General features: G+C 67.3%; 33 protein-coding genes. 19 read left to right on the top strand and 14 right to left on the bottom strand.

Annotated elements, in window-relative coordinates; all coding sequences use genetic code 11:
• Window positions 1-81: 81 nt before the first annotated feature.
• Entirely contained in the window at window positions 82-468 is a 387-nt protein-coding gene (locus AC3WLC_RS13440) for a RidA family protein (protein WP_493684396.1), read from the bottom strand.
• A gap of 68 nt (window positions 469-536) precedes the next feature.
• Window positions 537-1718 carry a lytic murein transglycosylase gene (locus AC3WLC_RS13435; protein WP_493684395.1) on the bottom strand — a complete coding sequence of 394 codons (1182 nt, stop codon included), beginning with the start codon at window positions 1716-1718 and terminating at the stop codon, window positions 537-539.
• Between the two features lie 144 nt (window positions 1719-1862).
• Between AC3WLC_RS13435 and AC3WLC_RS13430 the strand changes: the two genes are divergently transcribed.
• Genes AC3WLC_RS13430 through AC3WLC_RS13415 form a run of 4 tightly spaced genes read left to right on the top strand, consistent with a single transcriptional unit; the run spans window position 1863 to window position 3620 of the window.
• Window positions 1863-2123, top strand: a complete 261-nt coding sequence (locus AC3WLC_RS13430) for a SemiSWEET family sugar transporter (RefSeq protein ID WP_137884256.1) — start codon at window positions 1863-1865, stop codon at window positions 2121-2123.
• A 41-nt stretch (window positions 2124-2164) separates the two neighbouring features.
• The gene (locus AC3WLC_RS13425) at window positions 2165-2521 is read left to right on the top strand and encodes a DMT family protein (RefSeq protein ID WP_493684394.1); all 357 of its coding nucleotides are present in this window, start codon (window positions 2165-2167) and stop codon (window positions 2519-2521) included.
• Between the two features lie 3 nt (window positions 2522-2524).
• Window positions 2525-3286, top strand: coding sequence for a class I SAM-dependent methyltransferase (locus AC3WLC_RS13420; RefSeq protein WP_493684393.1), 762 nt, complete (start codon window positions 2525-2527; stop codon window positions 3284-3286).
• A gap of 31 nt (window positions 3287-3317) precedes the next feature.
• Complete coding sequence (locus AC3WLC_RS13415) at window positions 3318-3620, top strand: hypothetical protein (RefSeq protein WP_493684392.1); 303 nt, start codon at window positions 3318-3320, stop codon at window positions 3618-3620.
• Window positions 3621-3727: 107 nt separating this feature from the next.
• On the opposite strand, the gene AC3WLC_RS13410 is transcribed toward AC3WLC_RS13415, so the two are convergent.
• From AC3WLC_RS13410 to AC3WLC_RS13400, 3 genes are all read right to left on the bottom strand, one after another.
• A complete protein-coding gene (locus AC3WLC_RS13410) occupies window positions 3728-4849 on the bottom strand; it encodes a PQQ-dependent sugar dehydrogenase (RefSeq protein WP_493684391.1) in 1122 nt (373 codons plus the stop codon).
• Window positions 4850-4934: 85 nt separating this feature from the next.
• Entirely contained in the window at window positions 4935-6239 is a 1305-nt protein-coding gene (locus AC3WLC_RS13405; protein WP_493684390.1) for an NAD(P)H-dependent oxidoreductase, read from the bottom strand.
• 134 nt (window positions 6240-6373) lie between these two features.
• Entirely contained in the window at window positions 6374-7348 is a 975-nt protein-coding gene (locus AC3WLC_RS13400) for a Bug family tripartite tricarboxylate transporter substrate binding protein (RefSeq protein ID WP_493684389.1), read from the bottom strand.
• Window positions 7349-7549: 201 nt separating this feature from the next.
• Between AC3WLC_RS13400 and AC3WLC_RS13395 the strand changes: the two genes are divergently transcribed.
• Window positions 7550-8530, top strand: coding sequence for a hypothetical protein (locus AC3WLC_RS13395; RefSeq protein WP_493684388.1), 981 nt, complete (start codon window positions 7550-7552; stop codon window positions 8528-8530).
• Between the two features lie 5 nt (window positions 8531-8535).
• Here the strand turns inward: AC3WLC_RS13395 and AC3WLC_RS13390 are convergent, their stop codons facing one another.
• Window positions 8536-9015, bottom strand: coding sequence for a YaiI/YqxD family protein (locus tag AC3WLC_RS13390; protein WP_493684387.1), 480 nt, complete (start codon window positions 9013-9015; stop codon window positions 8536-8538).
• A 132-nt stretch (window positions 9016-9147) separates the two neighbouring features.
• On the opposite strand from AC3WLC_RS13390, the gene AC3WLC_RS13385 reads away from it, so the two are divergent.
• The 5 genes from AC3WLC_RS13385 to AC3WLC_RS13365 all read left to right on the top strand — a co-directional run bounded on the left by AC3WLC_RS13385 (window position 9148) and on the right by AC3WLC_RS13365 (window position 10357).
• Window positions 9148-9327 (top strand): hypothetical protein, encoded by a 180-nt coding sequence (locus tag AC3WLC_RS13385; protein WP_346357311.1) that lies wholly within the window; start codon window positions 9148-9150, stop codon window positions 9325-9327.
• 10 nt (window positions 9328-9337) lie between these two features.
• On the top strand, window positions 9338-9568 hold the full coding sequence (locus AC3WLC_RS13380) for a hypothetical protein (RefSeq protein WP_493684386.1): 231 nt from the start codon (window positions 9338-9340) through the stop codon (window positions 9566-9568).
• A 4-nt stretch (window positions 9569-9572) separates the two neighbouring features.
• Window positions 9573-9806 carry a hypothetical protein gene (locus tag AC3WLC_RS13375; protein WP_493684385.1) on the top strand — a complete coding sequence of 78 codons (234 nt, stop codon included), beginning with the start codon at window positions 9573-9575 and terminating at the stop codon, window positions 9804-9806.
• 216 nt (window positions 9807-10022) lie between these two features.
• Complete coding sequence (locus AC3WLC_RS13370; RefSeq protein ID WP_493684384.1) at window positions 10023-10157, top strand: hypothetical protein; 135 nt, start codon at window positions 10023-10025, stop codon at window positions 10155-10157.
• On the top strand, window positions 10154-10357 hold the full coding sequence (locus AC3WLC_RS13365) for a hypothetical protein (RefSeq protein ID WP_493684383.1): 204 nt from the start codon (window positions 10154-10156) through the stop codon (window positions 10355-10357). Before AC3WLC_RS13370 ends, AC3WLC_RS13365 begins: the two co-directional genes overlap by 4 nt.
• Window positions 10358-10369: 12 nt before the next feature.
• Here the strand turns inward: AC3WLC_RS13365 and AC3WLC_RS13360 are convergent, their stop codons facing one another.
• Window positions 10370-11185, bottom strand: coding sequence for a transglutaminase-like domain-containing protein (locus AC3WLC_RS13360; RefSeq protein WP_493684382.1), 816 nt, complete (start codon window positions 11183-11185; stop codon window positions 10370-10372).
• Window positions 11186-11412: 227 nt separating this feature from the next.
• On the opposite strand from AC3WLC_RS13360, the gene AC3WLC_RS13355 reads away from it, so the two are divergent.
• The 4 genes from AC3WLC_RS13355 to AC3WLC_RS13340 all read left to right on the top strand — a co-directional run bounded on the left by AC3WLC_RS13355 (window position 11413) and on the right by AC3WLC_RS13340 (window position 14449).
• Window positions 11413-12615 (top strand): pyridoxal phosphate-dependent aminotransferase, encoded by a 1203-nt coding sequence (locus tag AC3WLC_RS13355; protein ID WP_493684381.1) that lies wholly within the window; start codon window positions 11413-11415, stop codon window positions 12613-12615.
• A 49-nt stretch (window positions 12616-12664) separates the two neighbouring features.
• Window positions 12665-13264, top strand: coding sequence for a sugar O-acetyltransferase (locus AC3WLC_RS13350; protein ID WP_493684380.1), 600 nt, complete (start codon window positions 12665-12667; stop codon window positions 13262-13264).
• 74 nt (window positions 13265-13338) lie between these two features.
• A complete protein-coding gene (locus AC3WLC_RS13345; RefSeq protein ID WP_493684379.1) occupies window positions 13339-13758 on the top strand; it encodes a rhodanese-like domain-containing protein in 420 nt (139 codons plus the stop codon).
• A gap of 307 nt (window positions 13759-14065) precedes the next feature.
• On the top strand, window positions 14066-14449 hold the full coding sequence (locus AC3WLC_RS13340) for an ACT domain-containing protein (protein ID WP_493684378.1): 384 nt from the start codon (window positions 14066-14068) through the stop codon (window positions 14447-14449).
• Window positions 14450-14533: 84 nt separating this feature from the next.
• On the opposite strand, the gene trmD is transcribed toward AC3WLC_RS13340, so the two are convergent.
• The 7 genes from trmD to AC3WLC_RS13305 form a co-directional block, all read right to left on the bottom strand.
• A complete protein-coding gene (trmD, locus tag AC3WLC_RS13335) occupies window positions 14534-15229 on the bottom strand; it encodes a tRNA (guanosine(37)-N1)-methyltransferase TrmD (RefSeq protein ID WP_493684377.1) in 696 nt (231 codons plus the stop codon).
• A gap of 61 nt (window positions 15230-15290) precedes the next feature.
• Entirely contained in the window at window positions 15291-15926 is a 636-nt protein-coding gene (gene catB / locus AC3WLC_RS13330) for a type B chloramphenicol O-acetyltransferase (protein WP_493684376.1), read from the bottom strand.
• Between the two features lie 177 nt (window positions 15927-16103).
• Window positions 16104-16775 carry an HAD family hydrolase gene (locus AC3WLC_RS13325; protein ID WP_493684375.1) on the bottom strand — a complete coding sequence of 224 codons (672 nt, stop codon included), beginning with the start codon at window positions 16773-16775 and terminating at the stop codon, window positions 16104-16106.
• The gene (rimM, locus tag AC3WLC_RS13320) at window positions 16765-17292 is read right to left on the bottom strand and encodes a ribosome maturation factor RimM (RefSeq protein WP_493684374.1); all 528 of its coding nucleotides are present in this window, start codon (window positions 17290-17292) and stop codon (window positions 16765-16767) included. The genes AC3WLC_RS13325 and rimM overlap by 11 nt, the downstream gene beginning before the upstream one ends.
• Window positions 17293-17388: 96 nt before the next feature.
• Window positions 17389-17742 carry a 30S ribosomal protein S16 gene (gene rpsP / locus AC3WLC_RS13315; RefSeq protein ID WP_291673750.1) on the bottom strand — a complete coding sequence of 118 codons (354 nt, stop codon included), beginning with the start codon at window positions 17740-17742 and terminating at the stop codon, window positions 17389-17391.
• 31 nt (window positions 17743-17773) lie between these two features.
• Window positions 17774-19345, bottom strand: coding sequence for a signal recognition particle protein (gene ffh, locus AC3WLC_RS13310; RefSeq protein WP_493684373.1), 1572 nt, complete (start codon window positions 19343-19345; stop codon window positions 17774-17776).
• Between the two features lie 239 nt (window positions 19346-19584).
• Window positions 19585-19968, bottom strand: a complete 384-nt coding sequence (locus AC3WLC_RS13305; RefSeq protein WP_493684372.1) for a YybH family protein — start codon at window positions 19966-19968, stop codon at window positions 19585-19587.
• A 90-nt stretch (window positions 19969-20058) separates the two neighbouring features.
• Between AC3WLC_RS13305 and AC3WLC_RS13300 the strand changes: the two genes are divergently transcribed.
• The 5 genes from AC3WLC_RS13300 to AC3WLC_RS13280 all read left to right on the top strand — a co-directional run bounded on the left by AC3WLC_RS13300 (window position 20059) and on the right by AC3WLC_RS13280 (window position 23580).
• Window positions 20059-20646, top strand: a complete 588-nt coding sequence (locus AC3WLC_RS13300; protein WP_493684371.1) for a CAP domain-containing protein — start codon at window positions 20059-20061, stop codon at window positions 20644-20646.
• A gap of 67 nt (window positions 20647-20713) precedes the next feature.
• The gene (locus AC3WLC_RS13295; protein WP_493684370.1) at window positions 20714-21133 is read left to right on the top strand and encodes a hypothetical protein; all 420 of its coding nucleotides are present in this window, start codon (window positions 20714-20716) and stop codon (window positions 21131-21133) included.
• A gap of 98 nt (window positions 21134-21231) precedes the next feature.
• A complete protein-coding gene (locus tag AC3WLC_RS13290; protein ID WP_493684369.1) occupies window positions 21232-21858 on the top strand; it encodes a LysE family translocator in 627 nt (208 codons plus the stop codon).
• Between the two features lie 10 nt (window positions 21859-21868).
• The gene (locus AC3WLC_RS13285) at window positions 21869-22468 is read left to right on the top strand and encodes a class I SAM-dependent methyltransferase (RefSeq protein WP_493684368.1); all 600 of its coding nucleotides are present in this window, start codon (window positions 21869-21871) and stop codon (window positions 22466-22468) included.
• A gap of 53 nt (window positions 22469-22521) precedes the next feature.
• Window positions 22522-23580, top strand: coding sequence for an MBL fold metallo-hydrolase (locus AC3WLC_RS13280; RefSeq protein ID WP_493684367.1), 1059 nt, complete (start codon window positions 22522-22524; stop codon window positions 23578-23580).
• Window positions 23581-23600: the final 20 nt, after the last annotated feature.

Below are 23600 nucleotides of genomic sequence, written 5' to 3'. Positions count from 1 at the left end.
ACAATTCTAGCCGAAATGGCCGCCGGCCGCCAACATGAGACCAGCTATCCGCCACCGGAAAGAGCATGGATTTCGATCAAATCAGCCTTTCAGCCGCGCCGTGACCTCGATCTCGACCTTCATCTCCGGCTTGAGCAGGCCGGCGACGATATACATGCCCCCTGCCGGCCGGATCTCGCGGAAGACCTCGCCGCAGACGGCCAGCACCGGCTCGCAATAACTGCGATCGGCGACGAAATACTGGGCCCGCACCACCTGCTCGAGGCTGGAGCCGGCCTCGGCCAGCACTGCCTCAAGCGTGCGAAAGATGTTGCGCGCCTGCTCGGCGGCGTCTTCCGGCAGAATCATGGTGGCGTAGTCGTAGCCGGTCGTGCCGGAGACGAAGACAAGATCGCCGTCGACGACTGCGCGCGAATAGCCGAAGGCGCGCTCGAAGGGCGAGCCGGTGGAGATGAGATGGCGGGTCATGACAGGGCTCCGAGGATGAACCCCGTCCTCTGCCGAGCGGGTGCGCCGCAGCCCACCCGTTTCCTGCGTCAGACCCGCCCGCCCTTTAGCGCGCGCAGGACCTTCTCGCCGGGGCGGCCGGTCTGCGGCATGCCGATCTTGCCTTCGATCTCCTTGATCGCAGCCCGGGTCAGCGCACCGACGGCGCCATCGGGCTCGCCGACATTGTAGCCGCGCTGGATCAGCAGGCGCTGCAGTTCGCGGCGCTGCTCGCGCGACAGCGGCAGGTCGTCGGTCGGCCACTCGCCCTGCACGCCCGGCCGGCCGCGCAGGCGGTCGGAGAGCAACGAGATCGCCAGGGCGTATGAATCGGCGCCGTTGTAGCTGTAGGCGGCGTCGTAGTTCTTGAAGACGAGGAAGGCCGGGCCGTTGCGACCGGCCGGCATCAGCAGGCCGGCATTGCCGGAGCCGGAGAGCGCCGAGCCGTCAAACTTGACGATGCCCTGGCTCGCCCAATGCGACACCGGCCGCTTCGGATTGCGCCCCGTTCCGCCGGAATAGCCACCGGGCACGCGGACCTCGTAACCCCACGTCGCGCCGGTGACCCAGCCGGCCTTGGCCATGAAATTGGCGGTCGAATGCAGCGCGTCGGGAATGGAATCGACGAGGTCGCGCCTTCCGTCGCCGTCGCCGTCGACCGCGAGCCGCATATAGGTCGAGGGGATGAACTGGGTATGGCCGAAGGCGCCGGCCCAGGAGCCGAACAGCCGCTCGGGGCGGACATCGCCGCGCTCGATGATCTGCAGGGTGGCGATCAATTCGCCCTTGAAGAAGGCGTTGCGGCGCGGCGCCAGGCAGGCGCCGGTCGAGAGCGCCTGGACCAGCGGCATCTTGCCCCGCGCCTTGCCGAAATCGCTCTCCACGCCCCAGACCGCCGCGATCGTGTGGCGGTCGACGCCGAAGCGCTGCTCGGCGGCGGCGAGGGTCGAGGCATGCTGGCGCATCATCGAGCGCCCTTCGGCGACCTTCTCGTCGTCGACGAGCGTGCCGAGATAATCCCAGATCGGGGTCTTGAACTCCGGCTGGTTGTTCATCGCCTCGATCACCTTCATGTCGGGCGTGACGCCCGCCATGGCGCGGTCGAAGGTGGCGCCGGAGACGCCCTTGGCCGCAGCCGCCGAGCGCAGGCCGGCGACGCAGGAGTCGAAATCAGCCCGTGCACCGGTCGCGGCGAGGAGCAGGAAAGGCAAAGCCAGGATCGAAGCGCGCATAGGTCCACCGAATCGCAGGATTGACGCAAAACTAGGGCGCTGCGGTTAACGGAGGTTAACCATGCGACGCCTGCCGAGCACGAAGCGCCGAAACCGGCTATGTCTTGCGCGTTCCCCTTCCCGCGCGAATCGCCGCAGGCCCGCATGTCCACCGCCGCCATCGAAGCGCTCGGCTTCTGCGCCGCCCTGCTGACCACCTTCTGCTGGCTGCCGCAGGCCTGGCAGACGATCCGCACCCGCGACACCAGCGGCATCTCGCTGTGGACGCAGGCGCTGTTCGCCACCGGCATCGTGCTCTGGCTGATCTATGGCGTGCTGATCGCCTCCTGGCCGCTGATCGGCGCCAATACGGTGACGCTCGCGCTGGTGCTCGTCATCCTGACGATGAAACTTCGCTACGGCTGAGTCGTTCATCCCGCCGATCCTGCACAATTCCGGACCCTGCCATGCCAGCTCTCAGCACCGCCCATCTCTTGCCGATCGGCATGCTGATCGCTTCGAACGTGTTCATGACCTTCGCCTGGTATGGCCACCTCTCCTACAAGAGCACGGCGATCTGGCTGGCGATCATGGTGAGCTGGATGATCGCGCTGCCGGAATACATGCTCGCCGTGCCGGCCAACCGGATCGGCTCCGGCGTCTATTCGGCGGCCGAGCTGAAGACGATGCAGGAGGTGATCACGCTCTGCGTCTTCGCCGGCTTCTCGGTGTTCTGGCTGAAGGAGCAATTGACCTGGAACCACGCCATCGGCTTCGCGCTGATCGCGGCCGGCGCCTTCTTCATCTTCCACGCCAAGGGCTAAGCGATGGCGCCGATCCCGCACTCCGGCCATCCTGCCGTCGAAGCCTATCTCGCCGAGGGCTATGACAGCGTCGTCGGCATGTCCTCGCGCTTTGCGGCCGCGATCTGCGCGCGGCTGTTGCGGCTGCAGACGGAAGAAGGCGTCGGCGGGCCGATCGCCGAGATCGGCGCTTTCGAGGGCCGCTTCTTCATCGCGCTGGCCCATGCACTCGAGCCCGGCGAGATCGCTCTCGGCATCGACATCTTCGAATGGCCGAACCCCGAGGTGAAGGGCCGGTTCGAGGCGAACTGCCTGAAGCATGGCATCGGGCCGGAGCGCCGGGTCACCATCAAGGCCGATGCCGGCGCGATGTCGCCGGCCGAGCTGATCGGCCATGCAGGCGGCGAGAAGCTGCGCTTCATCCATGTCGATGGCGAGCATTCGCGCGCAGCCTTGAGCAAGGACCTCGCGCTCGCCACCGCCTGCCTTTCCGAGGGAGGGCTGATCGTGCTCGACGACATGCTGCACCCCGGCTACCCGACGCTGATGGTCGCAGTGCAGGACTATCTCGCCGCCAATCCCGGTATCGTTCCGCTGTGCATCATCGACCGGGAGACCATTGTCGGCGCGACCAAGTTCGTGCTTTGCCAGCGCCACTGGTTCGAGCGTTATCAGGCGGTCATGCTGACGATCTTCAAGGAGCAGATCTGGCCGCTGGGAGCCGACTTCGAGCCACATTGGTGCCTCGTTCTGTCGCTCGATACGCGGCTCGCCGAGATCACCTGATTCTGCCCGGACTGCCCGAAGGATGCCTGCCTTGCTCAAGCCGATGACGCTCGCCCTTTGCCTCGCCGCTCTGTCGAATGCAGCTCTTGCCGGACCGACCTGCTCGCCAAGCGACGAGCGCGCCCGCATCCTCGCCTCGGCCTCGACCGGCAATCCGCACCGTGACTGGAAGGGCGGAAACCGGGTCGGCTATGGCTGGTCGCTGCAGGTCGACCGCAGCGTGCGCGACGCGGCCGGTACCGAGTACTATGTCGGCGATCTCTACGACACGAACGGACATCTTGCGACCCGCAAGGTCTTCGTCGTCGAGCGCGAATGGGATTGCGGGCCGTAACGAGCCCTTACCGTCATTGCGAGGAGCGATAGCGACGAAGCAATCCAGGGGGGCGTCGAGCGCTGCCGCCGCTGGATTGCTTCGCTACGCTCGCAATGACGGCTGGCTCAGCGCAGTGCCGGCCTGACTCGCAGGATCTTGCCGCTGGAATCGTCGGTGAGCAGATAGAGCAAGCCGTCCGGCCCCTGCCGGACGTCGCGGATGCGCTCGCCGAGGTTGGTCAGTAGTCGCTCCTCCCCGGTAACCTTCTCGCCATCGGTCGAGAGCCGCGCCAGCAGCTGGCCGGCAAGCGCGCCGACGAAGAGCGAGTTCTTCCAGGCCGGCCACTTATCGCCGGTGTAGAAGGCGGCGCCGGACGGCGCGATCGACGGATCCCAGTAGAACAGCGGCTGCTCCATGCCGGGCTTGGCCGTGCCCTCACCGATCTTCACGCCGGAATAGTCGATGCCATAGGTGATGACCGGCCAGCCATAGTTGAGGCCGGCCTTGGGCGTATTGATCTCGTCGCCGCCGCGTGCGCCGTGCTCGGCCGTCCAGAGCTGGCCGGTCTGCGGGTTGAGCGCGGCGCCCTGCACGTTCCGGTGGCCGATCGACCAGATCTCCGGCGCCCAGCCCGGCTTCTTCGGATTATCGGCAGGCGCGCCGCCTTCGGGCTTGATGCGCAGAATCTTGCCGAGATGGTTCTCCGGGTTCTGCGCCTGGTCGCGCTGGCTGTAGCGGTCACCGACCGTGACGAAGAGGGCACCGGTCCGATCGAAGACCAGTCGCGAGCCGAAGTGCATGTTGCTGGCAATGGTCGGCATCTGCCGGAAGATCACGCTCAAGCCCTCCAGCGCAGTGCCGTTGGCGCTGAGGCGGGCGCGGGCGACGCTGGTGCCGTTGCCGTTGGCGCGCGGCTCGGCGAAGGAGAGGTAGAGATAGCGGTTCTGGGCGAAGTTCGGGTCGAGCACGACATCGAGCAGGCCGCCCTGCCCGCGTGCCACGACATTGGGCACGCCAGAGATCGGGGCTGAGAGCTTGCCATCGCTGCCGACCAGCCGCAGGCGGCCAGGCCGCTCCGTCACCAGCATGCGTCCGTCAGGCAGGAAGGCGAGGCCCCAGGGGTTCTCCAGCCCGCTCGCCACCGTCTCGACCGCGAGCTCCCCGGCGCTCGACGGGTAGCGCTGCTGTGCTGTGGCGGGCGCGGCTGCGAGGGTCAGGGCAAGGGCAGCAGCGAGAACGGAACGCATCGACATCTCCTAATCACGATGTCGTCCCGGACACGTCGCGAAGCGGCGGCGATCCGAGACGAACAGCTTAGGAAGAATGCACGATTCAGCCGCCGGTTGCTTCGAGCTCACGCCGAAGTGAGACGATCTGTGACGTTTCGTCCAGCGCGACATCGGCACTGGTGACCACTGCTCCAGCGGCGACGTCGCGCTTCAACGTCACGCCATGCGCCAGCCCGATCGGCAGCGCCTTCGCTGCGCGGCTGGCGGCAGCCGGCATCAGCTTGCCATAGACGGTGTAGCCACCCTCGCCATCGAGCATCTCGCCGGCCTTGAGGTCGCGCTTGGCGGTCGCGACCGCATCGCCACGCCAGCTCTTGGTCGTGCCGGTCGGCTCGCCGCGCAGGGCTGCGTTCAGCACCGAGAGCGAGAGCTCGAGTCCAATCAGGTGGAAGGGCTTGTACATCGCCGCATAGAGGCCGGTGGAATCGGTCGGCAGGCCATATTGCTTGAAGCAGGCGGCGGCGTAGGGGTTCGGCGCCCTCAGCACGACATAGACGCCCCAGCGCAGGTCGCGGAAGACCGGCCGGCCGTCGCGCTCCAGCGAGGAGACGACCTCGACCATGCCGTCATGGTCGAGCTGGCCGCCGACCGCCTTCGGCCGCAGGAGATGGGCGAGATCGTCGACACCGCAGGGTGGGAAGGCGAGGCCGTCAGCCGGCACGTCGAGCCCGCTGGCATTGGCGATCGCCGCCATCTCAATCGCCGATTTCGTGCCGTCGAGGAAGGAGTTGAACATTTGCGGGTTCATGCCGGCGGCCTTGGCCGCCTCCGGCGTCAGCCCGTAATGGCTCCAGACCTCGTCCGGCGTGACGCGGTGATAGGCCGGCAGGTACTTCGTGCCCTTGCCGGCGGCCGCGACGGTGAAGCCGGTCGCACGGGCCCAGTCGACCATCTCTGCGACGAGCGCCGGCTGGTCGCCATAGGCCATCGAATAGACCACGCCCGCCGCGTTGGCCTTGGCCGCGAGGACGGGACCGACCAGCACATCGGCCTCGACATTGACCATGACGACATGGCGCCTCGCCGTGATCGCCGCGAGCGCATGGCGGGCGCCGGCAGCGGGGTGGCCGGTCGCCTCGACCACCACCTCGACGCCGTCCATCTCCGCCGCGGTGACGCCGCTATCGACGAAGTGCGTGGCGGCGATGCGGGCCTCGTCCCAGCCGACGGTGCGGCAAGCATTCTTCGCCCGCTCGGGATCGAGATCGGCGATCGCGGCGACCTCCAGCCCCGCGATATGCGGCACCTGCGCCAGGAACATCGAGCCGAACTTGCCGGCGCCGATCAGGGCGCAGCGGACGGGGCGGCCGGCCTCGGCGCGGGCGGCGAGCTTGGGCATCAGGTTCATGGGAAAGGCTCCGGCTTATCGAGGTCGTCATGGTCGGCCTTGAGCCGACCATCTCAGGACGAGAAGGCGCCCTGGCGTTTCCGAGATTCTCGGATCTTCGCTTCGCTACGTCCGAGAATGACGGTCGCCCGGGCTCACTCCGGCTTCACGCCGGCTTCCTTGATGATCTTCTCCCAGGTCGCGATCTCCTGCTGGTGATAGGGCCGGAAGGCGGCTGGATCACGAACCTTGAGGGTGAAGCCGAGCTTGAGGATCTGCTCGGTGATCGCGGGCTTGGCGATCGAGGCCAGCACTGCCTTGGAGAGCGTGTCGAGGATCGGCGCCGGCGTCGCTGCCGGGGCGAAGAAGGCGGCCCAGCTGTCGGCGTCGGCATCGGTCACGCCCTGCTCGCGCAGGGTGGGGATATCCTTGGCGCGCGGGTTGCGCTCCGGGCTCGCCAGCGCGATCGCCCTGAGCGTACCGGCATTGATCTGCTCGAGCACCGAAGGCAGCGTCGAATTGGCGATGTCGATGCGCCCGCCGATGATCTCCTGCACCAGAGGCGCCGCGCCGCGGAACGGCACATGCGTCATCTTGATGCCGGTGCGCTGCATGAACAGCTCCATGGCGAGATGCGAGCCGGAGCCTACGCCGGTCGAGCCATAGTTGAGCTTGCCGGGATCGGCCTTGGCCAGCGCGATCAGCTCCTTGATGTTTTTGGCCGGCAGGTCGCTGCGCACCACGAAGGCGTGCTCGAAGGCGCCGACGCCGGCAACCGGCGCGAAATCCTTGACCGCGTCATAGCCGGGATCCTTCAGCAGGAACATGTTGTTCCCGTGCGTCTGATTGTTGCCGAAGATGAAGGTGTGGCCGTCGGCGGCGCCATGCGCGACGGCGCGGGTGCCGACCGCCCCCGAGGCGCCGGCGCGGTTGTCGACGAGTACGTTCTGGCCGATCGAGGTCGAGAGGTCCTGCGCGACGAAACGCGCGATCGCATCGGTCGGCCCGCCGGCCGGATAGGGCACGACCAGCGTGATCGGCTTCGACGGATAGCTTTGCGCCCGGACGATGGCCGGAGCGAAGACGGCGCCGGCGAGGAGGCCGAGCGTGGAACGGCGGGTCAGCGACATGGATTTCCTCCCGGGAGCCCGTTTGAGAGGCTGGCTTTCGCGGCAGGATTAGGGGCAACGTCCCAATTCGTCCAGCCGCCCGCCGCTCACCACATGCGCAGCGTGGCGCTGTCGTGCCACTACTGCTAGGCTGGCGCCGATAGCCGTGCCTCGGGCGAGACTTTGTCCGCTCCAATCTGCTCCCAAAGTGCAGGTGACCAAATGGCGATCCGGCCCTTCATCCTCGAGCCCAACTACGACTCGTTCTTCGACCGTGCGGGAACGGGACAACCCGCGCAGCTCCGCATCAGGTTGAAGGTGACGCTCATTCCCCTCGACCCCTCGACAGCGTGGGCAAGAACCCGCCATGCCTCCAGCATTCCGGGATCGCCTGCGGGACCGCTCCCCCCATCCCATCTGGCCGCGAGCAAGGACGACTTCAAACACGGCAGTGTCGTCGACGCCGGCGGCCAACCCGTCCCCTGTCGCAGTTGGCTCGCCAGCGAATGGCAGTATTTCACCAAGCGCTTCAAGCACATCGTCGAGACCGTCTGGAACAACCAGATGGTGTTCCTCCCGACCGAGAATGGCGACAGCCTGAGCGACGCCGATTTCTGGCAACTGATCGGCAATCCCAAAGTGCCGGCGCATGTCGCCGGTGTGCTCGAGATCGATCTGCAGCCGGCCGGTGCGGGTAGCCATGCCGTCATCGAGGTCGCGCATCTGGCCAATCCGGGCGCGAATTTCCGGGACCGGATGACCCGCATCACCGACGAAAGCGTCCAGTTCGGAGAGCATAATTTCAGGGCAGGCCGGGCGCGCGGGATCGGTGGGAAGACCGGCCAGTTCGCGGCCGCGCACGAGGTCGGCCACTGGCTCCGCGATCCCGGCTCGAAAGTGTTCGACCATATCGATCGATCCTACGCGCTCACCCTGCCCAGAGCCCAGCAGGACACTGCGCAATATGGCCGGACGCTTGGGCGATACTATTCGATCATGGGCGGCGGAACCGTCGTGACCGATCATGACGCCACGCCGTGGATTTCGCGCCTGCGCCGGCAGACACCGATGAAGCTCGGCTGGATGTATGTGCACAGGATCGACTTCCGCCGCAGCCTGAACGAAGTGTCTCCACGTCAGAAGCGGCTGCTGCTGGCCGCCGGCTTCCTGCCCAAGCTCCTGCAGCCGGGGCAAGTTCCCTAGTTAGATTAGGCAGAGAACCCCGCCCGCTTCAGCCGCTGCACCGCGACGTCCAGGGCCTGCAGGAAGGCCGAGCGGTCCTTCTGCGAGAAGGGCTTCGGCCCGCCGCTGACGCTGCCCATGGCGCGCAGGTCCTCCATCATGTCGCGCGTCGCCAGCGCCATGCCGATCGAGGCTTCGGTGAAGGGCTTGCCGGTCGGGCCGATCACATCGGCGCCGGCCTTGATGCAGCGATCGGCGAGCGGGATATCGGCGGTGATGACGATCGCGCCGCGGCGGGCGCGCTCGGCGATCCAGTCGTCGGCGGCGTCGAAATTGCCGGGCACGACGACGCGCTCGATCCAGGGCTCGCGCGGCACCTGCAGAAAGCTGTTGGCGACGACGAAGACCTGGAGTTTGTGCCGCTCGGCGACGCGATAGACCTCCGGCTTCACCGGGCAGGCGTCGGCGTCGACATAGATCACGATGGTGTTCGAGGGAGCGTCCATGGCGCCGGCATCGCAGCCGGACGGCCCCTGCGCAAGCCTTTATGCCGGCCTTATGCGCGCCGACGCCTTCCGCATGGCGGTCTTATCGGGGGCGGACCTACATCATCGGCATCGATGGAGGTCGATATGTCGATGAACACTTCCCTGTTCCGCACCAGCCAGCAGCGCCGCGCCCGCGCCGTCTATGACAGCGTCGCCAGCCGCCGCCCGGTCGTCGGAATCCTCTGTGCCGAGATGGTCGCGCTCGCCGTGTTCGCACTGGCCGCCGCCGCCTTCATCGGCCTGCGCGCCTGGTTCGCCTTGCCGAACTGAGGACGCGACCATGGGACAATTCAAGCCGCTGCAGCCGCTCAACGGCGAGAGCCATCTCTTTCTGGTCGGCCAGTCGAGCCACGGCTTCTGGGTCGCGCGAGACCTCGAAGGCCGCAGCGAAGGCATCTTCCGCAACCAGAAGGACGCGGTCCGCTTCGCGCTGTCGGAGGGCGGCCACCCCAATGCCGTGCTGTTCTCCCCGAACGGAGTCGAGCCGAGCTATGGCCTGGGCGTCCATTGACGGGATGCAGGCAGCAGACCGGGCGAGCCGCGACCTCGACAGGGCGCTGCTCGCCATCTTCCTGGAAGCCGCCGGCGCGCTGATCGATCAGCTCGTCGAGGTCGGCGTCACCGATCCGGCCGACATCGCCCGCCGCCTCAATCGGCGTGGCTTTCCCTGCTTCGGGCGGCCACGCTGGAACGCCGTCGCGGTCGCGACCGTGCAGCGACGCCGCGAGCGCCTGCGCGAGGCCGCCTGAGCTGGCGGCTTCGCGAAGAAAGCGCGTGCTCTTGCCGCGACTCTGCCCTAGGCTCGGCATCTGCTTCGACTTGACGGCCCGATTTCCGCGGGCCGGCCGCGGCAGCCGGGAGCCGGCCGCCATGACCTAAGCTCGCAGCCGTCCCGACCAGCGCAGGTTCAAGCCGCTTCGATCCGAAGCGGCGATGCCTGTCATTCCGACCGAAGGAGACGAGACATGGCAAAAGGCGAGCAGCGCGGCAATCGCGAGGCCAAGAAACCCAAGCAGGTCAAGCCCAAGGCGAGCGCGACTCCTCCGGCAGGCTTCGCATCGGCCGTCGCCAAGGCAGCGGCGGGGCCGAAGAAGAAATGATCCGCTTCCGCACGATCGACCCGGCCCAGCCCGAGAAACCGGCGCCGCAGCCGGCCCCTGCGCAAGCTGTCGCCACCGCACCGGCAGAACCGGAGCCGGAGGGTGCAAGCGCCACTCCGGCGAACCGCAAGGGCCTGGCCCGCAAGACGCCGCTGCGGGCGAAGAAAAAGGCCGAAGCTGCCCCGCTCTTCGACACCTGAGGCCGGGCGGCCTCAGGCCGCCTCGCTGACCTCGTCCGTCCAGACCCTGAAGCCGGTCAGCGTGTTCGGCCCGAAAGTGGTGGCGATGGCGACATCGGCGGCATCGCGTCCGCGTGCGATCAGCACCCGGCCGATGCGCGGGACATTATTGCGCGGGTCGAACATCTGCCAGCCGCCATCCAGGAAGGCCTCGAAGGAGGCGGCGAAATCGCCCGGCGGATAGGGCGGCTCCATGCCGACATCGCCGAGATAGCAGGTGCAGTAGCGCGCCGGGATGTTCATCGCCCGGCAGAAGGCGATGGCGAGATGGGCATAGTCGCGGCAGACGCCGCGCCCTTCACGGTAGGCCTCGGAAGCGCTGCGGGTCACGCTGGCGTCCATATAGTCGAAGGCGATGCGCTGGTTGACAAAGTCGCAGATCGCCTGAACCCGCGGCGCACCCGGCTGGGTATGGCCGAAGAGTTCCCAGGCGAGATCGAGCAGGCGATCGCTATCGCAGAACCGGCTGGCGAGCAGGAAGACAAGGCACTCTTCAGGCAGGCGCTCCACCGGCACCTGCCCGACCGCGCGATCGAACGACTCCGGCAGGCCGCTATCGCTGATCACCGCATCGGCGGAAATGCGCATGATGCCCTGCGGTGCCACCAGGCGGCTGCACCAATTACCGAAGCCGTCGCGATAGGCGGTGACCGGCACCGGCGGCTGGATGCGCATATGGTCGGGCATGGCGAGATCCGAGACCCGGCTGAAATGCACGTGCAGCATCAGGACCATCGGGGTCGGCTGTGGAAAGACGTAGTCCAGCTCGTAGCCGATCCGGAGTTTCATGCGCGGGCCTTCTGCGCGTCAGCGCGCTGTTATCGTTCGGCTCCCCAGCGTCCTCCACCAAGCACGTTTCGGGCCAAGGCGATACGGCCCAGGGCTCCCCACCCACTTTGCCATTCCTGTCGTTTCTGGCCGATATCAAGCAGTCTCGCTTGCAGTGCCCGCCCCGGGGGCCTAAACCACGCCCCGCGCCCGCGATGGGCGCCATTGCCCTCCCGGAGATCTGGATCATGGCTTTCCTTGCCGACGCCCTGAAGCGCGTGAAGCCGTCTGCGACCATCACCATCACGCAGAAGGCGCGCGATCTGAAAGCGCAGGGCAAGGACGTGATCTCGCTCTCGGTCGGCGAGCCCGATTTCGACACGCCGGACAATATCAAGGAGGCGGCGATCGCCGCCATCCGCCGCGGCGAGACGAAGTACACGCCGGTCGCCGGCATTCCGCAGCTGCGCGAGGCGATCACTCGCAAGCTGAAGCGCGAGAACGGCCTCGACTACAAGGCCAGCCAGACCATCGTCGGCACCGGCGGCAAGCATGTCATCTACAACGCCCTGCTCGCCACGCTGAACCCGGGCGACGAAGTCATCTGCGTCGCGCCGTACTGGGTCAGCTATCCCGAGATGGTCGCGCTCTGCGGCGGTACCCCGACCTTCTGCGAAGCCACGATCCAGAACAACTTCAAGCTCCAGCCGGCCGATCTGGAGGCTGCGATCACGCCGAAGACCAAGTGGCTGATCCTGAACTCGCCGTCGAACCCGTCGGGCGCCGCCTACACCCATGCCGAGATGAAGGCGCTGACCGACGTGCTGATGCGCCATCCGCATGTCTGGGTGCTGACCGACGACATGTACGAGCACCTGGTCTATGGCGACTTCAAATTCGTCACCCCGGCGCAGGTCGAGCCCGGCCTCTACGAGCGCACGCTGACCATGAACGGCGTCTCGAAGTCCTACGCCATGACCGGCTGGCGTATCGGCTACGCAGCCGGCCCGCAGCACCTGATCAACGCCATGGACCTGGTCCAGGGCCAGCAGACCTCGGGCACCTCGGCGATCTCGCAATGGGCCGCGGTCGAAGCGCTCGACGGCACGCAGGAGCATATCCCGGTGTTCAAGAAGGCGTTCGAGCGTCGGCGCGACCTCGTCGTCTCCATGCTCAACCAGACCCGCGGCCTGAAGTGCCCGACGCCGGAAGGCGCCTTCTACGTCTATCCGGACTGCTCGGAGCTGATCGGCAAGACGCTGCCGAACGGCAAAAAGATCGAGACCGACGAGGATCTGGTCATGGGCCTGCTGGAGAACGAGGCGGTCGCGGCCGTGCACGGCTCCTCCTTCGGCCTCGGCCCGAACTTCCGCATCTCCTACGCCACCTCGGACGAGAAGCTGGAAGAGGCCTGCCGCCGCATCCAGCGCTTCTGCGCCGAGCTGCGCTGAGATTGGACAGAGGCCGGCGGTTCGCCTGCCGGCCTCGCCCTGATCCGCGATGACACTGGAAGACCAGCGCGCCCTGATGCTGTCGGGGCGCATGTATGACGATCTCACGCCCGAGCTGATCGCAGCGCGGGCGCGGGCCGTTACCCTGACCGATGCCTATAACCGCAGCCTCGGCCAGCCGCAGGTGGAGCGCGAGGCACTGCTGCGCGCATTCCTGCGCGATGTCGGTCCCGGCGCGCATTTCGAGCCGAATTTCCGCTGCGAATTCGGCTTCAACATCAGCATCGGCCGCAGCTTCTACGCCAATTTCGACTGCGTCATGCTCGATGGCGCCGAGATCACCATCGGTGACAACGTCCTGCTCGGCCCGCGCGTCGGTATCTACACGTCGAACCACGCTATCGATCCGGCCGAGCGCGTCGCCGGCGGCTGCTATGCCAGGCCGGTGACGATCGGCAACCGGGTCTGGGTCGGCGGCGGCGTTCAGATCATGCAGGGCGTCACGATCGGTGACGATGCGATCATCGGCGCCGGCAGCGTCGTGACACGCGATGTTCCCGCCGGGGTGATCGCAGCCGGTGTCCCTTGCAAGGTGCTGCGCGCGATCACCGACGCCGACAAGACCGGGTTTCTCTCTTCGCGGCCGTGAGCGGTGGGCTGGGCCCAATCGCTATCCTGGCTTCGTGAGTTGCCCGCGCCCGCGCCTTCAGGTAGCGCCCTGATATGAACCGCCGCGCCCTCCTGATGCTCGCCTTCAGCTGCACATTGCCAGCCGCCGGCAATGCGCAGACGCCCCTGCCCTCGCTCTCCGTCCGCGAGGCGCATGAGGCAGCCAAAGCCGGCAAGCTCGTCCTCGTCGACATCCGCACGCCCGAGGAATGGGCCGATACCGGCTTGCCGGAGGGCGCGATCAAGCTCGACATGACCGGCAGCGCCTTCGAGGTCAGGCTGGCGGCGCTGAAGCTCGACCATCCCGGCAAGCCGATCGCACTGATCTGCCGGACCGGCAACCGGACCTCGACCTTGCAGAAGAAGCTCGTCGGGCACGGCTGGACGAACCTGGTCGATGTCCGCGGCGGGCTGCTCGGCAATCCCAGGGACAAGGGCTGGCTCAGCGAGAACTTGCCGGTGGTCGGGCCTTGAGGAGCCTACGTTCGCAACCGGCCGATTGACGCGGTGGATCGCCGGCCACATGCTCGCGTCATGCCCCCTGGCCAGTGCCTCACGAACATCGTCCGACGCCGACGCTGCGTCAGCCTGCAGCGGGGCGTGCCGATTCCGCGACGACGAGAGCTCAGAGGGCACTAGCCCTTCCTCCAAGTGTCGAAGAATTTACCGCAACCTGCCCACCTCCCGGTCGGCGGGTTTTTTGTTGCCTGGCATCGCCGGCCTTCCGGCCAGCGCAATGGCTCTCCAGAAAACAGTCTCATCAGGAAAGGTTACGTCGCACATGGCATCTCGCGTCACACTCAAAGCCTTGGACGGTGCCTACGGCGTGGCCCGGCTGGACTCGTCCGATCCGATTCCGGTTTGGGCCGATGGAGATGGCTTCGTCAGCATCAGCCGCAGCGATGACGAGCTCTCGATCGTCTGCCGGCAGGATCGCATACCAAGCGATGCGCGCATAGATGACGGCTGGTCCTGCCTCAAGCTGCAAGGGCCGTTCGCCTTCGATGAAACCGGCATCGTCCTGTCGGTGATCGAGCCTCTCTCGACCAACGGCATCGGCATCTTCGTGGTTTCGACCTTCGACGGCGATCATCTGCTGGTGAAAGCGACCGATTTCGAAAAGGCGTGCGCGTTGCTGGTCGAAGCCGGGCACAGGCTGGCCTGATCAGCCGCCAGCGGAACCGCACTCGCCTATGGACGCTGGGCGGTCGACGGCAACGCTAAGACCCAGAAGGGGGGCTGAGGCCCTTCAGGAACGCTCCCGATCGCCAAGCAGATCCGGCCTTCTCTCCCGCGTGATCTGCTCCGCCTGCTCGCGCCGCCAACGGGCGATTCGGGCATGGTCGCCGGAAAGCAGAGCCTCGGGCAGCCCCCTGCCCTCCCATTCGCGCGGGCGGGTGTAGTGCGGGTATTCGAGCAGACCGTTCTCGAAGCTCTCCTCGGTGCCGGAGGCTTCCTTGCCCATCACGCCGGGGATCAGGCGCACGCAGGCGTCGAGCAGCACCATCGCCGCCATCTCGCCGCCGGAGAGGATGTAGTCGCCGACCGAGACCTCGATCAGGCCGCGTCCCTCGATGACGCGCTCGTCGACGCCCTCGAAGCGGCCGCAGACGATGACGATGCCCTCGCCGGCAACGTAGTCCCGCACCATGCGCTGGCTGAGCGGCCGGCCGCGCGGCGACATCAGCAGGCGCGGCCGGGTGTTATCAGCCGGAACCGCAGCGTCGATCGCCGCCGCAAGCACGTCGCAGCGCAGCACCATGCCGGCGCCACCACCAGCCGGGGTGTCGTCGACATTACGATGGCGGCCGATGCCGTGCTCGCGGATCTGATGCGTTTCCAGCGACCAGAGCCCGGTGCGCAGGCCCTCTCCCGCCAGCGAAGCGCCGAGCGGGCCGGGAAACATCTCGGGATAGAGGGTGAGGACGCTGGCGCGGAAGGTCATGGCCTCTGCTGGCATGAAATGGCGGCCGCGTCACCAGTCGAGCGCGGCCGCCTACACAGCCTCAAGCCTGGCGGACGCTCTCGCACCAATAGGCGTGAAGGGCCTCGATATCGCCACTGGTCAGCAGCGCCATCGCATCGCGCAGATGCTCCTCGCTCCAGTCCCACCAGCCCATTTCGAGCAGCAGTGTAATCCGCTCATCGTCGAAGCGCTTGCGGATCAGCTTGCCCGGATTGCCGCCGACGATGGCATAGGGCTCGACATCGCGGGTGACGAGCGCCCGCGTCCCGATCACCGCCCCGTGGCCGACCGTGAGGCCGGGCATGATGATCGCTTCCGAGCCGATCCAGACATCGTTGCCGATGACCGTGTCGCCGGCCGGAAGATAGCCGTCGCGCGACCCGGCAAAGTTCGGCTCATCCGGGACGTAGTGGAACGGGAAGGTGCTGACCCAGTCGTTCCGGTGGCCCTGATTGCCGGCCATGATGAAGGCGGCGCCCGAGCCGATCGAGCAGAAGCTGCCGACGATCAGCCGGTCGGCGCCCTCATGCGGCAGCAGGAAACGGGCGCAGTCGTCAAAGCCGTGGCCATGATAGTAGCCGGAATAATAGCTGTAGCGCCCGGCGATGATGTTGGGATGGCGCACCTGCTCGGTGAGCGGAATGCCCTTGAACGGGCTCTCGAAAAAATTGGTCATGTTCAGCTCGCAATGGCTGGCGCTCTCGCGGGAGCCGCCGGCCGAAAGACACAGGAAAACGCGGGCGATCGGCCTTGCCGATGCCCGTCCGGTCTTGCGTCCCGCCTCAGATCAGGGGAACGCGATGGAGCTGGTACAGTGAGCCTGCTTCATGGAGTGGGAAGCCTAAACCGCCGGTCAGGCGAAGGCGAGCGCCGGATTGCCGTTCAGCGCCGCATAGTCGTCGACGCTGGCGATGACATTGTCGAAGGCGGTGAAAGCCTCGGCCGGCAGCATGGTCAGCACCGCGACCGCGCGCATGCCGGCGCGGCGGGCCGCCTCGACGCCGTTCGGCGCATCCTCGAAGACGATGCAGTCGGCCGGTGCGACGCCCATGCGCTCGGCCGCCGCCAGGAACATGTCGGGATGCGGCTTGCCGGGGAAGCCCTGGCTCGGCGAGACGATGGTGGCGAAGCGCTGGCGCAGCGAGAGGGTGTCGAGGATCAGCGCGATATTCGGCGGCGCGGCGGCGGTGCCGACCGCCATCGGGACCTCATGGTCGCGCGCCCGATCGAGCAGGTCGATCAATCCGCCGAGCGGCTTGACGAGCGGGCCGTAGGTCTCGCGGTAGAGCCCTTCCTTTTCCTCGGCGAGCCGATCAAGCTCGGCCGCGTCGGCGCCGGGGAAATGCGGGCCGATGATGTCGGAGATCGCCATGCCGGCGGTGCGGGCCGAGAAGGTCGCGCGCTCGAAGGGCAGGCCGTGCTTGCGGTACCAGACCTCCCAGGCGTCGTCGTGGTAGCGCATATTGTCGACGATGGTGCCGTCCATGTCGAAGATCAGGCCCTTGGCCGGCGTCTCAGGCAGCATCGTCATCCTCGAATAGACCGGCGGGAGGCAGGGCTTCGATGCGCTTGGCGGCGATGTCGATGCGCGGCGCGAAGGCCTTGGTGAACGGCATCAGCACCGAGCGGCCATCGCGCGTCTCGATGTCGATGAGATCGCCGGCGCCGTAATTGGCGACGGCGGTGACGGTGCCGAGGACGGCGCCGTCCGGCCCGATGACGCTGCAGCCGACGAGGTCGGCCTGCAGGAACTCGTCCTCGTCCTCGGGCGCCGGCAGGCGCGAGCGCTCGATATGGAGCTTGACGCCGTTGAGGAGCTCGGCTCCCTCGCGGCTGGTCACGCCCTTGAGCCGGGCGACGACCACTTCCTTGGCGGGACGGATGTCGGCGATCTCGAAGCGCCGGCCCTTCTCGTCGACGAGCGGGCCGTATTCGGCGAGCGCCAGCGGATCGGCGGTGAAGGTCTTGATCCGGACCTCACCGCGCACGCCATGCGGCGCGCCGACGATGCCGAGCAGGACGAGGTCGTCGCTATCAGCCATCACGCTTCCAGACCACAGGCCGTCATGCTCGGGCTTGACCCGAGCATCTCCGGACAAGAGATTCTCGGGTCAAGCCCGAGCATGACGGCAGTCCGCTCACTCAGCCGCGGGGGCGGCGGCCTTCTCGGCCTTCTTCTCGGCGCGCTCTTTAGCCTTGTCGCCGGGAACAGCCTTGTTCGGGTTGTTGCGGGCCGGGCGCTTGGCGACGCCGGCGGCGTCGAGGAAGCGCAGGACGCGGTCGGTCGGCTGGGCGCCCTTGGCGATCCAGGCCTTGGCCTTCTCGAGGTCGAGCACGACGCGCTCCGGCGAGTCCTTGGCCTTCATCGGGTCATAGGCGCCGATCTTCTCGATGAAGCGGCCATCGCGCGGCGAGCGGGCGTCGGCGACGACGATGCGGTAGTACGGGCGCTTCTTGGCGCCGCCACGGGTCAGGCGGATCTTCAGGGACATTGCTCTTCTTCCTTTGGTTCGAGCGGTAGAATTACTTCTTCTTGAACGGGTTGTTGCCGAGGCCGGGCAGACCGCTGCCGAGGCCGGGCAATTTCGGCATCATGCCGGCGGGCGGGGTGACGCCCTTGGGCAGACCGGGGAAGCCGCCCGGGGGCAGCGAAGGCATGCCGCCGCCGGCGCCGAGCTGCTTCTGCAGTTCGGCGAGCTGGGCGGGATCCATCTTCGAGGGGTCGGGCATGCCGGCCGGCATGCCGCCGCCGCCGAGCCCGAACATGCTGCCGAGCTTGCCGAGCATGCCACCCTTCTGGCGGGCCATCTGCTTCATCATGTCCGCCATCTGGCGGTGCATCTTGAGCAGCTTGTTGATCGCCTCGGGCGAGGTGCCGGAGCCGGCGGCGATGCGCTTCTTGCGGCTGTTCTTGAGCAGGTCGGGATTGCGGCGCTCGGCCGCCGTCATCGAGTTGATGATCGCGATCTGCCGGGCGATGACCTTGTCGTCCATCTTGGCGTTGGCGATCTGATTCTTCATCTGCGCCATGCCGGGCAGCATGCCCATCAGCCCGCCGAGGCCGCCCATCTTCTCCATCTGCTGGAGCTGGGTGCGCAGGTCGCCGAGATCGAAATTGCCCTTGGCGAGGCGCTGCGCCAGCGCCTGGGCCTTGTCGGCGTCGACGGTGGCCGCCGCCTTCTCGACCAGGCCGACGATGTCGCCCATGCCGAGGATGCGATTGGCGACGCGCGAGGGATGGAAATCCTCGAGCGCGTCGGTCTTCTCGCCGGTGCCGACGAGCTTGATCGGCTTGCCGGTGACGGCGCGCATCGAGAGCGCGGCGCCGCCGCGGCCGTCGCCGTCCATGCGGGTCAGCACGATGCCGGTGAGGCCGACGCGGCCGTCGAAGGCCCGCGCCGTGTTGACCGCGTCCTGGCCGGTCAGCGCGTCGGCGACGAGCAGGACTTCATGCGGATTGGTCGCCGCCTTGACCTCGGCGACCTCGGCCATCAGCGCCTCGTCGAGCGTGACGCGGCCGGCGGTGTCGAGCATGACGACGTCGTAGCCGCCGAGCTTGCCGGCCTCGACGGCGCGGCGGGCGATCTGCACGGCCGACTGGCCGGCGACGATCGGCAGCGTCTCGACGCCGACCTGCTTGCCGAGGATGGCGAGCTGCTCCATCGCGGCCGGGCGGCGCGTATCGAGCGAGGCCATCAGGACCTTCTTCTTGTCCCGGTCGGTCAGGCGCCTGGCGATCTTCGCCGTGGAGGTCGTTTTGCCCGAGCCCTGCAGACCCACCATCAGGATCGGCACCGGCGGCACGGCGTCGAAGGTGATGCCCTCACCCTCGCCGCCGAGCGTGTCGATCAGCACGTCGTTGACGATCTTGATGACCTGCTGGCCGGGCGTGACCGACTTCAGCACCTCGGCACCGACGGCGCGCTCGCGCACCTTGTCGGTGAAGGAGCGGACGACCTCGAGCGCGACGTCGGCCTCGAGCAGCGCCCGGCGCACCTCGCGCAGCGCGGCGTTGACGTCGTCCTCGGTCAGCGCGCCCCTGCGGGTCAGGCCCGAGAGGATGCCGGAAAGTCTGTCGCTCAGCGTGCCGAACATGCGGCGGATGCCCTATCCTTGTCTGCCGGCATCGACCGCAAAATCCTACATTACCGCCAAACGGTTTCGCGCCCGAGGGCGCAGACGCGCTGTCGGGCGTTGACCTCCGGGCTCATGGCAGCTCGGTGAGCGGCCCGGTCGGCGGATGAGGTTTCGGCGATGTCGGCGAAACGAATGCGCGCGTTAAAGCGGACAAATGCGGCGAAAGTCAAGCTCGCGCAGGAAAAGAGGCCTCGCCCCTACTCCTGCGTCGTCAGCAGATTGGCGTCGCGGGAGAGCCGCCAGCGCCCGTCCGATCCCTTGCGCAGGATGGTCAGCGTCCAGCCGGAGCGGCGGGTCGCCTTGCCGTCCGGCGCGGTCGCGGTCATCTCGATCTGGTTGCGCAGATAGGCGATGTCGCCGAGCACCGCGAGCTCATGGATGTCGCTGCGGCCCTCGATCGTCATCATCCCCAGCCCCTTCAGCGCGGCGGCGAAAGCCTCCTTGCCAAAGGGCTCGGCGCCGGGAACCATGAAGACCACGTCGTCGCTCATCAGGTCGAGCACGGCCGCGGCGTCGCCCGCCTTCGTCGCGCTCATCCAGGTCTCGACGAGGTCGCGGATCGCCTGTTCGTCATCGCTCATGGGGTTTTCTCCCGGCTGGGGCTGCGGTAAGCGCGCCCAACTTTCCCCGCCCCGGCTTATCGGGCGACAGCAAATGCCGAGATCGATCGCATGACAAGACATTCGGGCGCAGCCCTCCTCATCGCCCTGCTTCTGGCCGGCTGCGCCGGGACGCAGCGCGAAACCACGGCGCCGAGCCCACGCAAGATCGAGCGCCTCGCCGCGGTGAAGGCCGATCCGGCCGAGGCGGTGCGCATCCTCAACGCCTATCGCGCCGGCAAGGGTCTCGGCCCTGTCAGGCTCGATTCGACGCTGACCGCGATGGCCCAGCACCAGTCCGATGCGATGGCGGCGAGCGACGACCTCTCCCACAGCGCCGCCGGTAGCTTCAATTCCCGCGTGAATGCCGCCGGCCTCGACACGGTGCGCGCCGCGGAGAATCTCGGCGCCGGCTACTACTCGACACAGGAAGCCTTCGACGGCTGGAAGAAATCGTCCGGCCACGAGGCCAATCTCTCGATGCCGCAGGCGACGCGCATCGGCATCGCCTTGGCGAAGAACCCGCAGACCCGCTACGGCGCCTGGTGGACGCTGGTGCTGGCAGGCGATCCGGAGAAGCGACAGGAAATGTCGGCGGGACCGCTGGTGCCGGTGCGTGGCAGCGGGACGACGACCTTCCGCTGGGGCGCGCCGCTCTAAACCGGCCCAGACATCGACAAATGCGCGGCGCTGTCGGCGCCGCCGATTCGAGATGGGATTGAGAACGATGAAGACGACTATTGCCTGTGCCGGGGTCGCGCTGTTCCTGCTCTCTGGCACTACCGGCGCCCTCGCCCAGAGCTGCGAGAAGACATTCGCGGCAGGCGGCGAGCCTTTCCTGACGGGGATCAACTACCGCGCCTCCGGCATCGTCAAAGCCGCTCCGGCCAAGGCGCTCAACGGGCTGAAGCGCGGCATGGCCGCGGAAGGCTTTTCGGACGTCACGGTCGATCAGGAGGAAGGGACCGTGACGGGCTTCAAGGACGGCGCAGGCTCGGGCCGGCTGCAGCGCCTTCAGGGAACCGCGCGCAAGGCCGGCAACGGGACCATCGTCGAGATCTTCTACCAGCTCCAGAGCGGCCAGGTCTCCGACGAAGCCTATATTCGTACCGCCTTCTGCCGCATCATCAACGGTGCCGGCCGCTGACCAGGCCGAGAATGGCGGCGCCGGGCGCCGCCAAAATTTCCGCTTTACAAGCGCCCCGCTCTGGTGATGGCTCTGGTTTTTAGCGGAGCCTTCACATCATGACCTTCGAAGCCTGGGCCGCCTTCGCCGCCGCCACCGCCGTCCTCCTCGTCATCCCCGGCCCGACCATCCTGCTGGTGATCTCCTACGCGCTCGGCCAGGGCTGGCGCACCGCCCTGCCGATGGCGGTCGGCGTCGCGCTCGGCGACTTCACCGCGATGACCTTGTCCATGCTCGGCGTCGGCGCGCTGCTGGCCGCCTCCGCAACGATCTTCACCGCGCTGAAATGGGCGGGCGCGGCCTATCTGATCTATCTCGGCGTCAAGCTCTTCCGCGCCGGCGGCAGCCTCGATGCCGAGCCGCGCCGGGACGCGACCTCGGCGCTGAAGATGCTCGGCCATGCCTGGCTGGTGACGGCGCTCAACCCGAAGAGCATCACCTTCTTCGTCGCCTTCCTACCGCAGTTCCTCGATCCGAAAGCGGATTTCTGGACGCAGATGCTGATCTTCGAGGCGACCTTCATCACCCTCGCCTTCGCCAACGCCTTCGGCTACGCGCTGATCGCCTCGCGCGCCCGCACCCTCGTCGGCAATCCCCGCGCCATCGGCCTGTTCAACAAGGCCGGCGGCACGCTGCTGATCGGAGCCGGCATCGCCACCGTCGCGGTGCGCTCGGGCAGCAACTGAGACATCAGGCATGAGCGAACGTGACGCGGACACGCTCGGCTTCTACGGAGCCGAAGCCGAGGTGTATGCCGGGCGCGCCCGCAAACTCGGCGAGGCGCGGCTGCGACGCTTCGCCGAGCAATTGCCCGCCGGCGGCCAGGTGCTCGAACTCGGCTGCGGCGGCGGGCAGGATAGCGAAGCCCTGCTCGCATTCGGCCTCGACGTCACCCCGACCGACGGCTCGCCCGAGCTCGCAACCGAGGCGCAGAAGCGCCTGCGCCGGCCGGTCTCGGTGCTGCTGTTCGAAGACCTTGCGGCGGATGCGGCCTTCGATGGCGTCTGGGCCAATGCCTGCTTGCTGCATGTGCCGCGCTCGACCTTGGCCGGCATCCTCGCCAGGGTGCAGCGGGCCTTGCGGCCGTGCGGCGTCTTCTACGCCAGCTACAAGGCCGGCGAGGCGGAGGGCCGCGACCGCTTCGGCCGCTTCTTCAACTATCCGGACGCCGCATGGCTGCGCACGGCCTACGGCAAGGACGGCTGGGATCGCATCGAGATCGAGGAGGATGAAGGCGGCAGCTATGACAAGGAGTCGACGCGCTGGCTGCACGTGACGGCGATCAAGTTGTGTTGAAACGGACGGCATGGCCTTGACGCTGCGCGGTCCGCGCACAACCTGACTATGCCATGACCCGACGCAAGCTCCTGCGCCTCCTCGGCATCCCCGCCCTTCTCGGCTCCTCCGGCTTCGCCTGGGCCTCCTATGCGCGCTCGCGCAATCCCTATTACCAGGGCCCGGTCAGCGACCATTTCGATGGCTTGGTCTTCACTGACGGCCGGCCGGTCACCAAGGGTCTGGCCGATGTGCTGCGCTGGCAGCTCTCGAAGCGCGAGCGCGAGGTCTTCCCTGCGCAATACGAGGCGCCGCCGCAGGACAAGCCGCCGGCCCGCGTCGAGGGCTTGCGCGTCGTCCATCTCGGCCACGCCTCCTTCCTCTACCAGGTCGCCGGTCTCAACATCCTGATCGACCCGGTCTTTTCGGAGCGGGCCAGCCCGTTCTCCTTCTTCGGGCCGAAGCGGGTGAACGCGCCGGGCGTCGCGTTCAATGACCTGCCGAAGATCGACATCGTGCTGGTCACGCACAACCATTACGACCATCTCGACGTCGAGACGCTGGCGCTGGTCCATGCCCGCGACAACCCGCGCATGATCATGCCGCTCGGCAACGATGTGATCGTCAAGGCGCGCGAGGCTAGCATGCGGGCCGAAGCGCATGACTGGGGTGCGCGGCTGGAGCTGTCGGACAAGGTCGCGACCACGCTGGTGCCGAGCTATCACTGGTCGGCCCGCGGCGCCTTCGACCGGCGCATGGCGCTGTGGTGCTCCTTCGTGATCGAGACGCCGGCCGGCAAGCTCTTCCATATCGGCGACACCGGCTATCATGACGGCTCGCTCTATGAGCGGCTCGGCCAAGAGCATGGTCCGTTCCGGTTGGCCGCGTTGCCGATCGGCGCCTATGAGCCGCGCTGGTTCATGAGCGACAACCACATGAACCCGGAAGAGGCGGTCAAGGTGATGCGCTCATTGCGGGCCGAGCAGGCGCTCGGCCACCATTGGGGCACCTTCCAGCTCACCGACGAAGGCGTCACCCGCCCGCCCGAGGCGCTCACGATCGCGCTGGAGCAGGCGGGGCTGCCGGAGGAACGCTTCCGGCCGATGCGGCCAGGGCTGGTGTGGGAAGCGTGAAGGCCGGACCGTGATGTGGG

This window comes from Allobosea sp. GW821-FHT03A12, assembly GCF_058986765.1.
Note: the sequence above shows the minus strand (reverse complement) of the source record. Positions and strands in the feature narration are given on the sequence as shown.

Coding starts and splice junctions, on each gene's coding strand:
- AC3WLC_RS13440 (WP_493684396.1), bottom strand. CDS start 468: ATGACCCGCCATCTCATCTCCACCGGCTCGCCCTTCGAGCGCGCCTTC.
- AC3WLC_RS13435 (WP_493684395.1), bottom strand. CDS start 1,718: ATGCGCGCTTCGATCCTGGCTTTGCCTTTCCTGCTCCTCGCCGCGACC.
- AC3WLC_RS13430 (WP_137884256.1), top strand. CDS start 1,863: ATGTCCACCGCCGCCATCGAAGCGCTCGGCTTCTGCGCCGCCCTGCTG.
- AC3WLC_RS13425 (WP_493684394.1), top strand. CDS start 2,165: ATGCCAGCTCTCAGCACCGCCCATCTCTTGCCGATCGGCATGCTGATC.
- AC3WLC_RS13420 (WP_493684393.1), top strand. CDS start 2,525: ATGGCGCCGATCCCGCACTCCGGCCATCCTGCCGTCGAAGCCTATCTC.
- AC3WLC_RS13410 (WP_493684391.1), bottom strand. CDS start 4,849: ATGCGTTCCGTTCTCGCTGCTGCCCTTGCCCTGACCCTCGCAGCCGCG.
- AC3WLC_RS13405 (WP_493684390.1), bottom strand. CDS start 6,239: ATGAACCTGATGCCCAAGCTCGCCGCCCGCGCCGAGGCCGGCCGCCCC.
- AC3WLC_RS13400 (WP_493684389.1), bottom strand. CDS start 7,348: ATGTCGCTGACCCGCCGTTCCACGCTCGGCCTCCTCGCCGGCGCCGTC.
- AC3WLC_RS13395 (WP_493684388.1), top strand. CDS start 7,550: ATGGCGATCCGGCCCTTCATCCTCGAGCCCAACTACGACTCGTTCTTC.
- AC3WLC_RS13390 (WP_493684387.1), bottom strand. CDS start 9,015: ATGGACGCTCCCTCGAACACCATCGTGATCTATGTCGACGCCGACGCC.
- AC3WLC_RS13385 (WP_346357311.1), top strand. CDS start 9,148: ATGAACACTTCCCTGTTCCGCACCAGCCAGCAGCGCCGCGCCCGCGCC.
- AC3WLC_RS13380 (WP_493684386.1), top strand. CDS start 9,338: ATGGGACAATTCAAGCCGCTGCAGCCGCTCAACGGCGAGAGCCATCTC.
- AC3WLC_RS13375 (WP_493684385.1), top strand. CDS start 9,573: ATGCAGGCAGCAGACCGGGCGAGCCGCGACCTCGACAGGGCGCTGCTC.
- AC3WLC_RS13370 (WP_493684384.1), top strand. CDS start 10,023: ATGGCAAAAGGCGAGCAGCGCGGCAATCGCGAGGCCAAGAAACCCAAG.
- AC3WLC_RS13365 (WP_493684383.1), top strand. CDS start 10,154: ATGATCCGCTTCCGCACGATCGACCCGGCCCAGCCCGAGAAACCGGCG.
- AC3WLC_RS13360 (WP_493684382.1), bottom strand. CDS start 11,185: ATGAAACTCCGGATCGGCTACGAGCTGGACTACGTCTTTCCACAGCCG.
- AC3WLC_RS13355 (WP_493684381.1), top strand. CDS start 11,413: ATGGCTTTCCTTGCCGACGCCCTGAAGCGCGTGAAGCCGTCTGCGACC.
- AC3WLC_RS13350 (WP_493684380.1), top strand. CDS start 12,665: ATGACACTGGAAGACCAGCGCGCCCTGATGCTGTCGGGGCGCATGTAT.
- AC3WLC_RS13345 (WP_493684379.1), top strand. CDS start 13,339: ATGAACCGCCGCGCCCTCCTGATGCTCGCCTTCAGCTGCACATTGCCA.
- AC3WLC_RS13340 (WP_493684378.1), top strand. CDS start 14,066: ATGGCATCTCGCGTCACACTCAAAGCCTTGGACGGTGCCTACGGCGTG.
- trmD (WP_493684377.1), bottom strand. CDS start 15,229: ATGACCTTCCGCGCCAGCGTCCTCACCCTCTATCCCGAGATGTTTCCC.
- catB (WP_493684376.1), bottom strand. CDS start 15,926: ATGACCAATTTTTTCGAGAGCCCGTTCAAGGGCATTCCGCTCACCGAG.
- AC3WLC_RS13325 (WP_493684375.1), bottom strand. CDS start 16,775: ATGCTGCCTGAGACGCCGGCCAAGGGCCTGATCTTCGACATGGACGGC.
- rimM (WP_493684374.1), bottom strand. CDS start 17,292: ATGGCTGATAGCGACGACCTCGTCCTGCTCGGCATCGTCGGCGCGCCG.
- rpsP (WP_291673750.1), bottom strand. CDS start 17,742: ATGTCCCTGAAGATCCGCCTGACCCGTGGCGGCGCCAAGAAGCGCCCG.
- ffh (WP_493684373.1), bottom strand. CDS start 19,345: ATGTTCGGCACGCTGAGCGACAGACTTTCCGGCATCCTCTCGGGCCTG.
- AC3WLC_RS13305 (WP_493684372.1), bottom strand. CDS start 19,968: ATGAGCGATGACGAACAGGCGATCCGCGACCTCGTCGAGACCTGGATG.
- AC3WLC_RS13300 (WP_493684371.1), top strand. CDS start 20,059: ATGACAAGACATTCGGGCGCAGCCCTCCTCATCGCCCTGCTTCTGGCC.
- AC3WLC_RS13295 (WP_493684370.1), top strand. CDS start 20,714: ATGAAGACGACTATTGCCTGTGCCGGGGTCGCGCTGTTCCTGCTCTCT.
- AC3WLC_RS13290 (WP_493684369.1), top strand. CDS start 21,232: ATGACCTTCGAAGCCTGGGCCGCCTTCGCCGCCGCCACCGCCGTCCTC.
- AC3WLC_RS13285 (WP_493684368.1), top strand. CDS start 21,869: ATGAGCGAACGTGACGCGGACACGCTCGGCTTCTACGGAGCCGAAGCC.
- AC3WLC_RS13280 (WP_493684367.1), top strand. CDS start 22,522: ATGACCCGACGCAAGCTCCTGCGCCTCCTCGGCATCCCCGCCCTTCTC.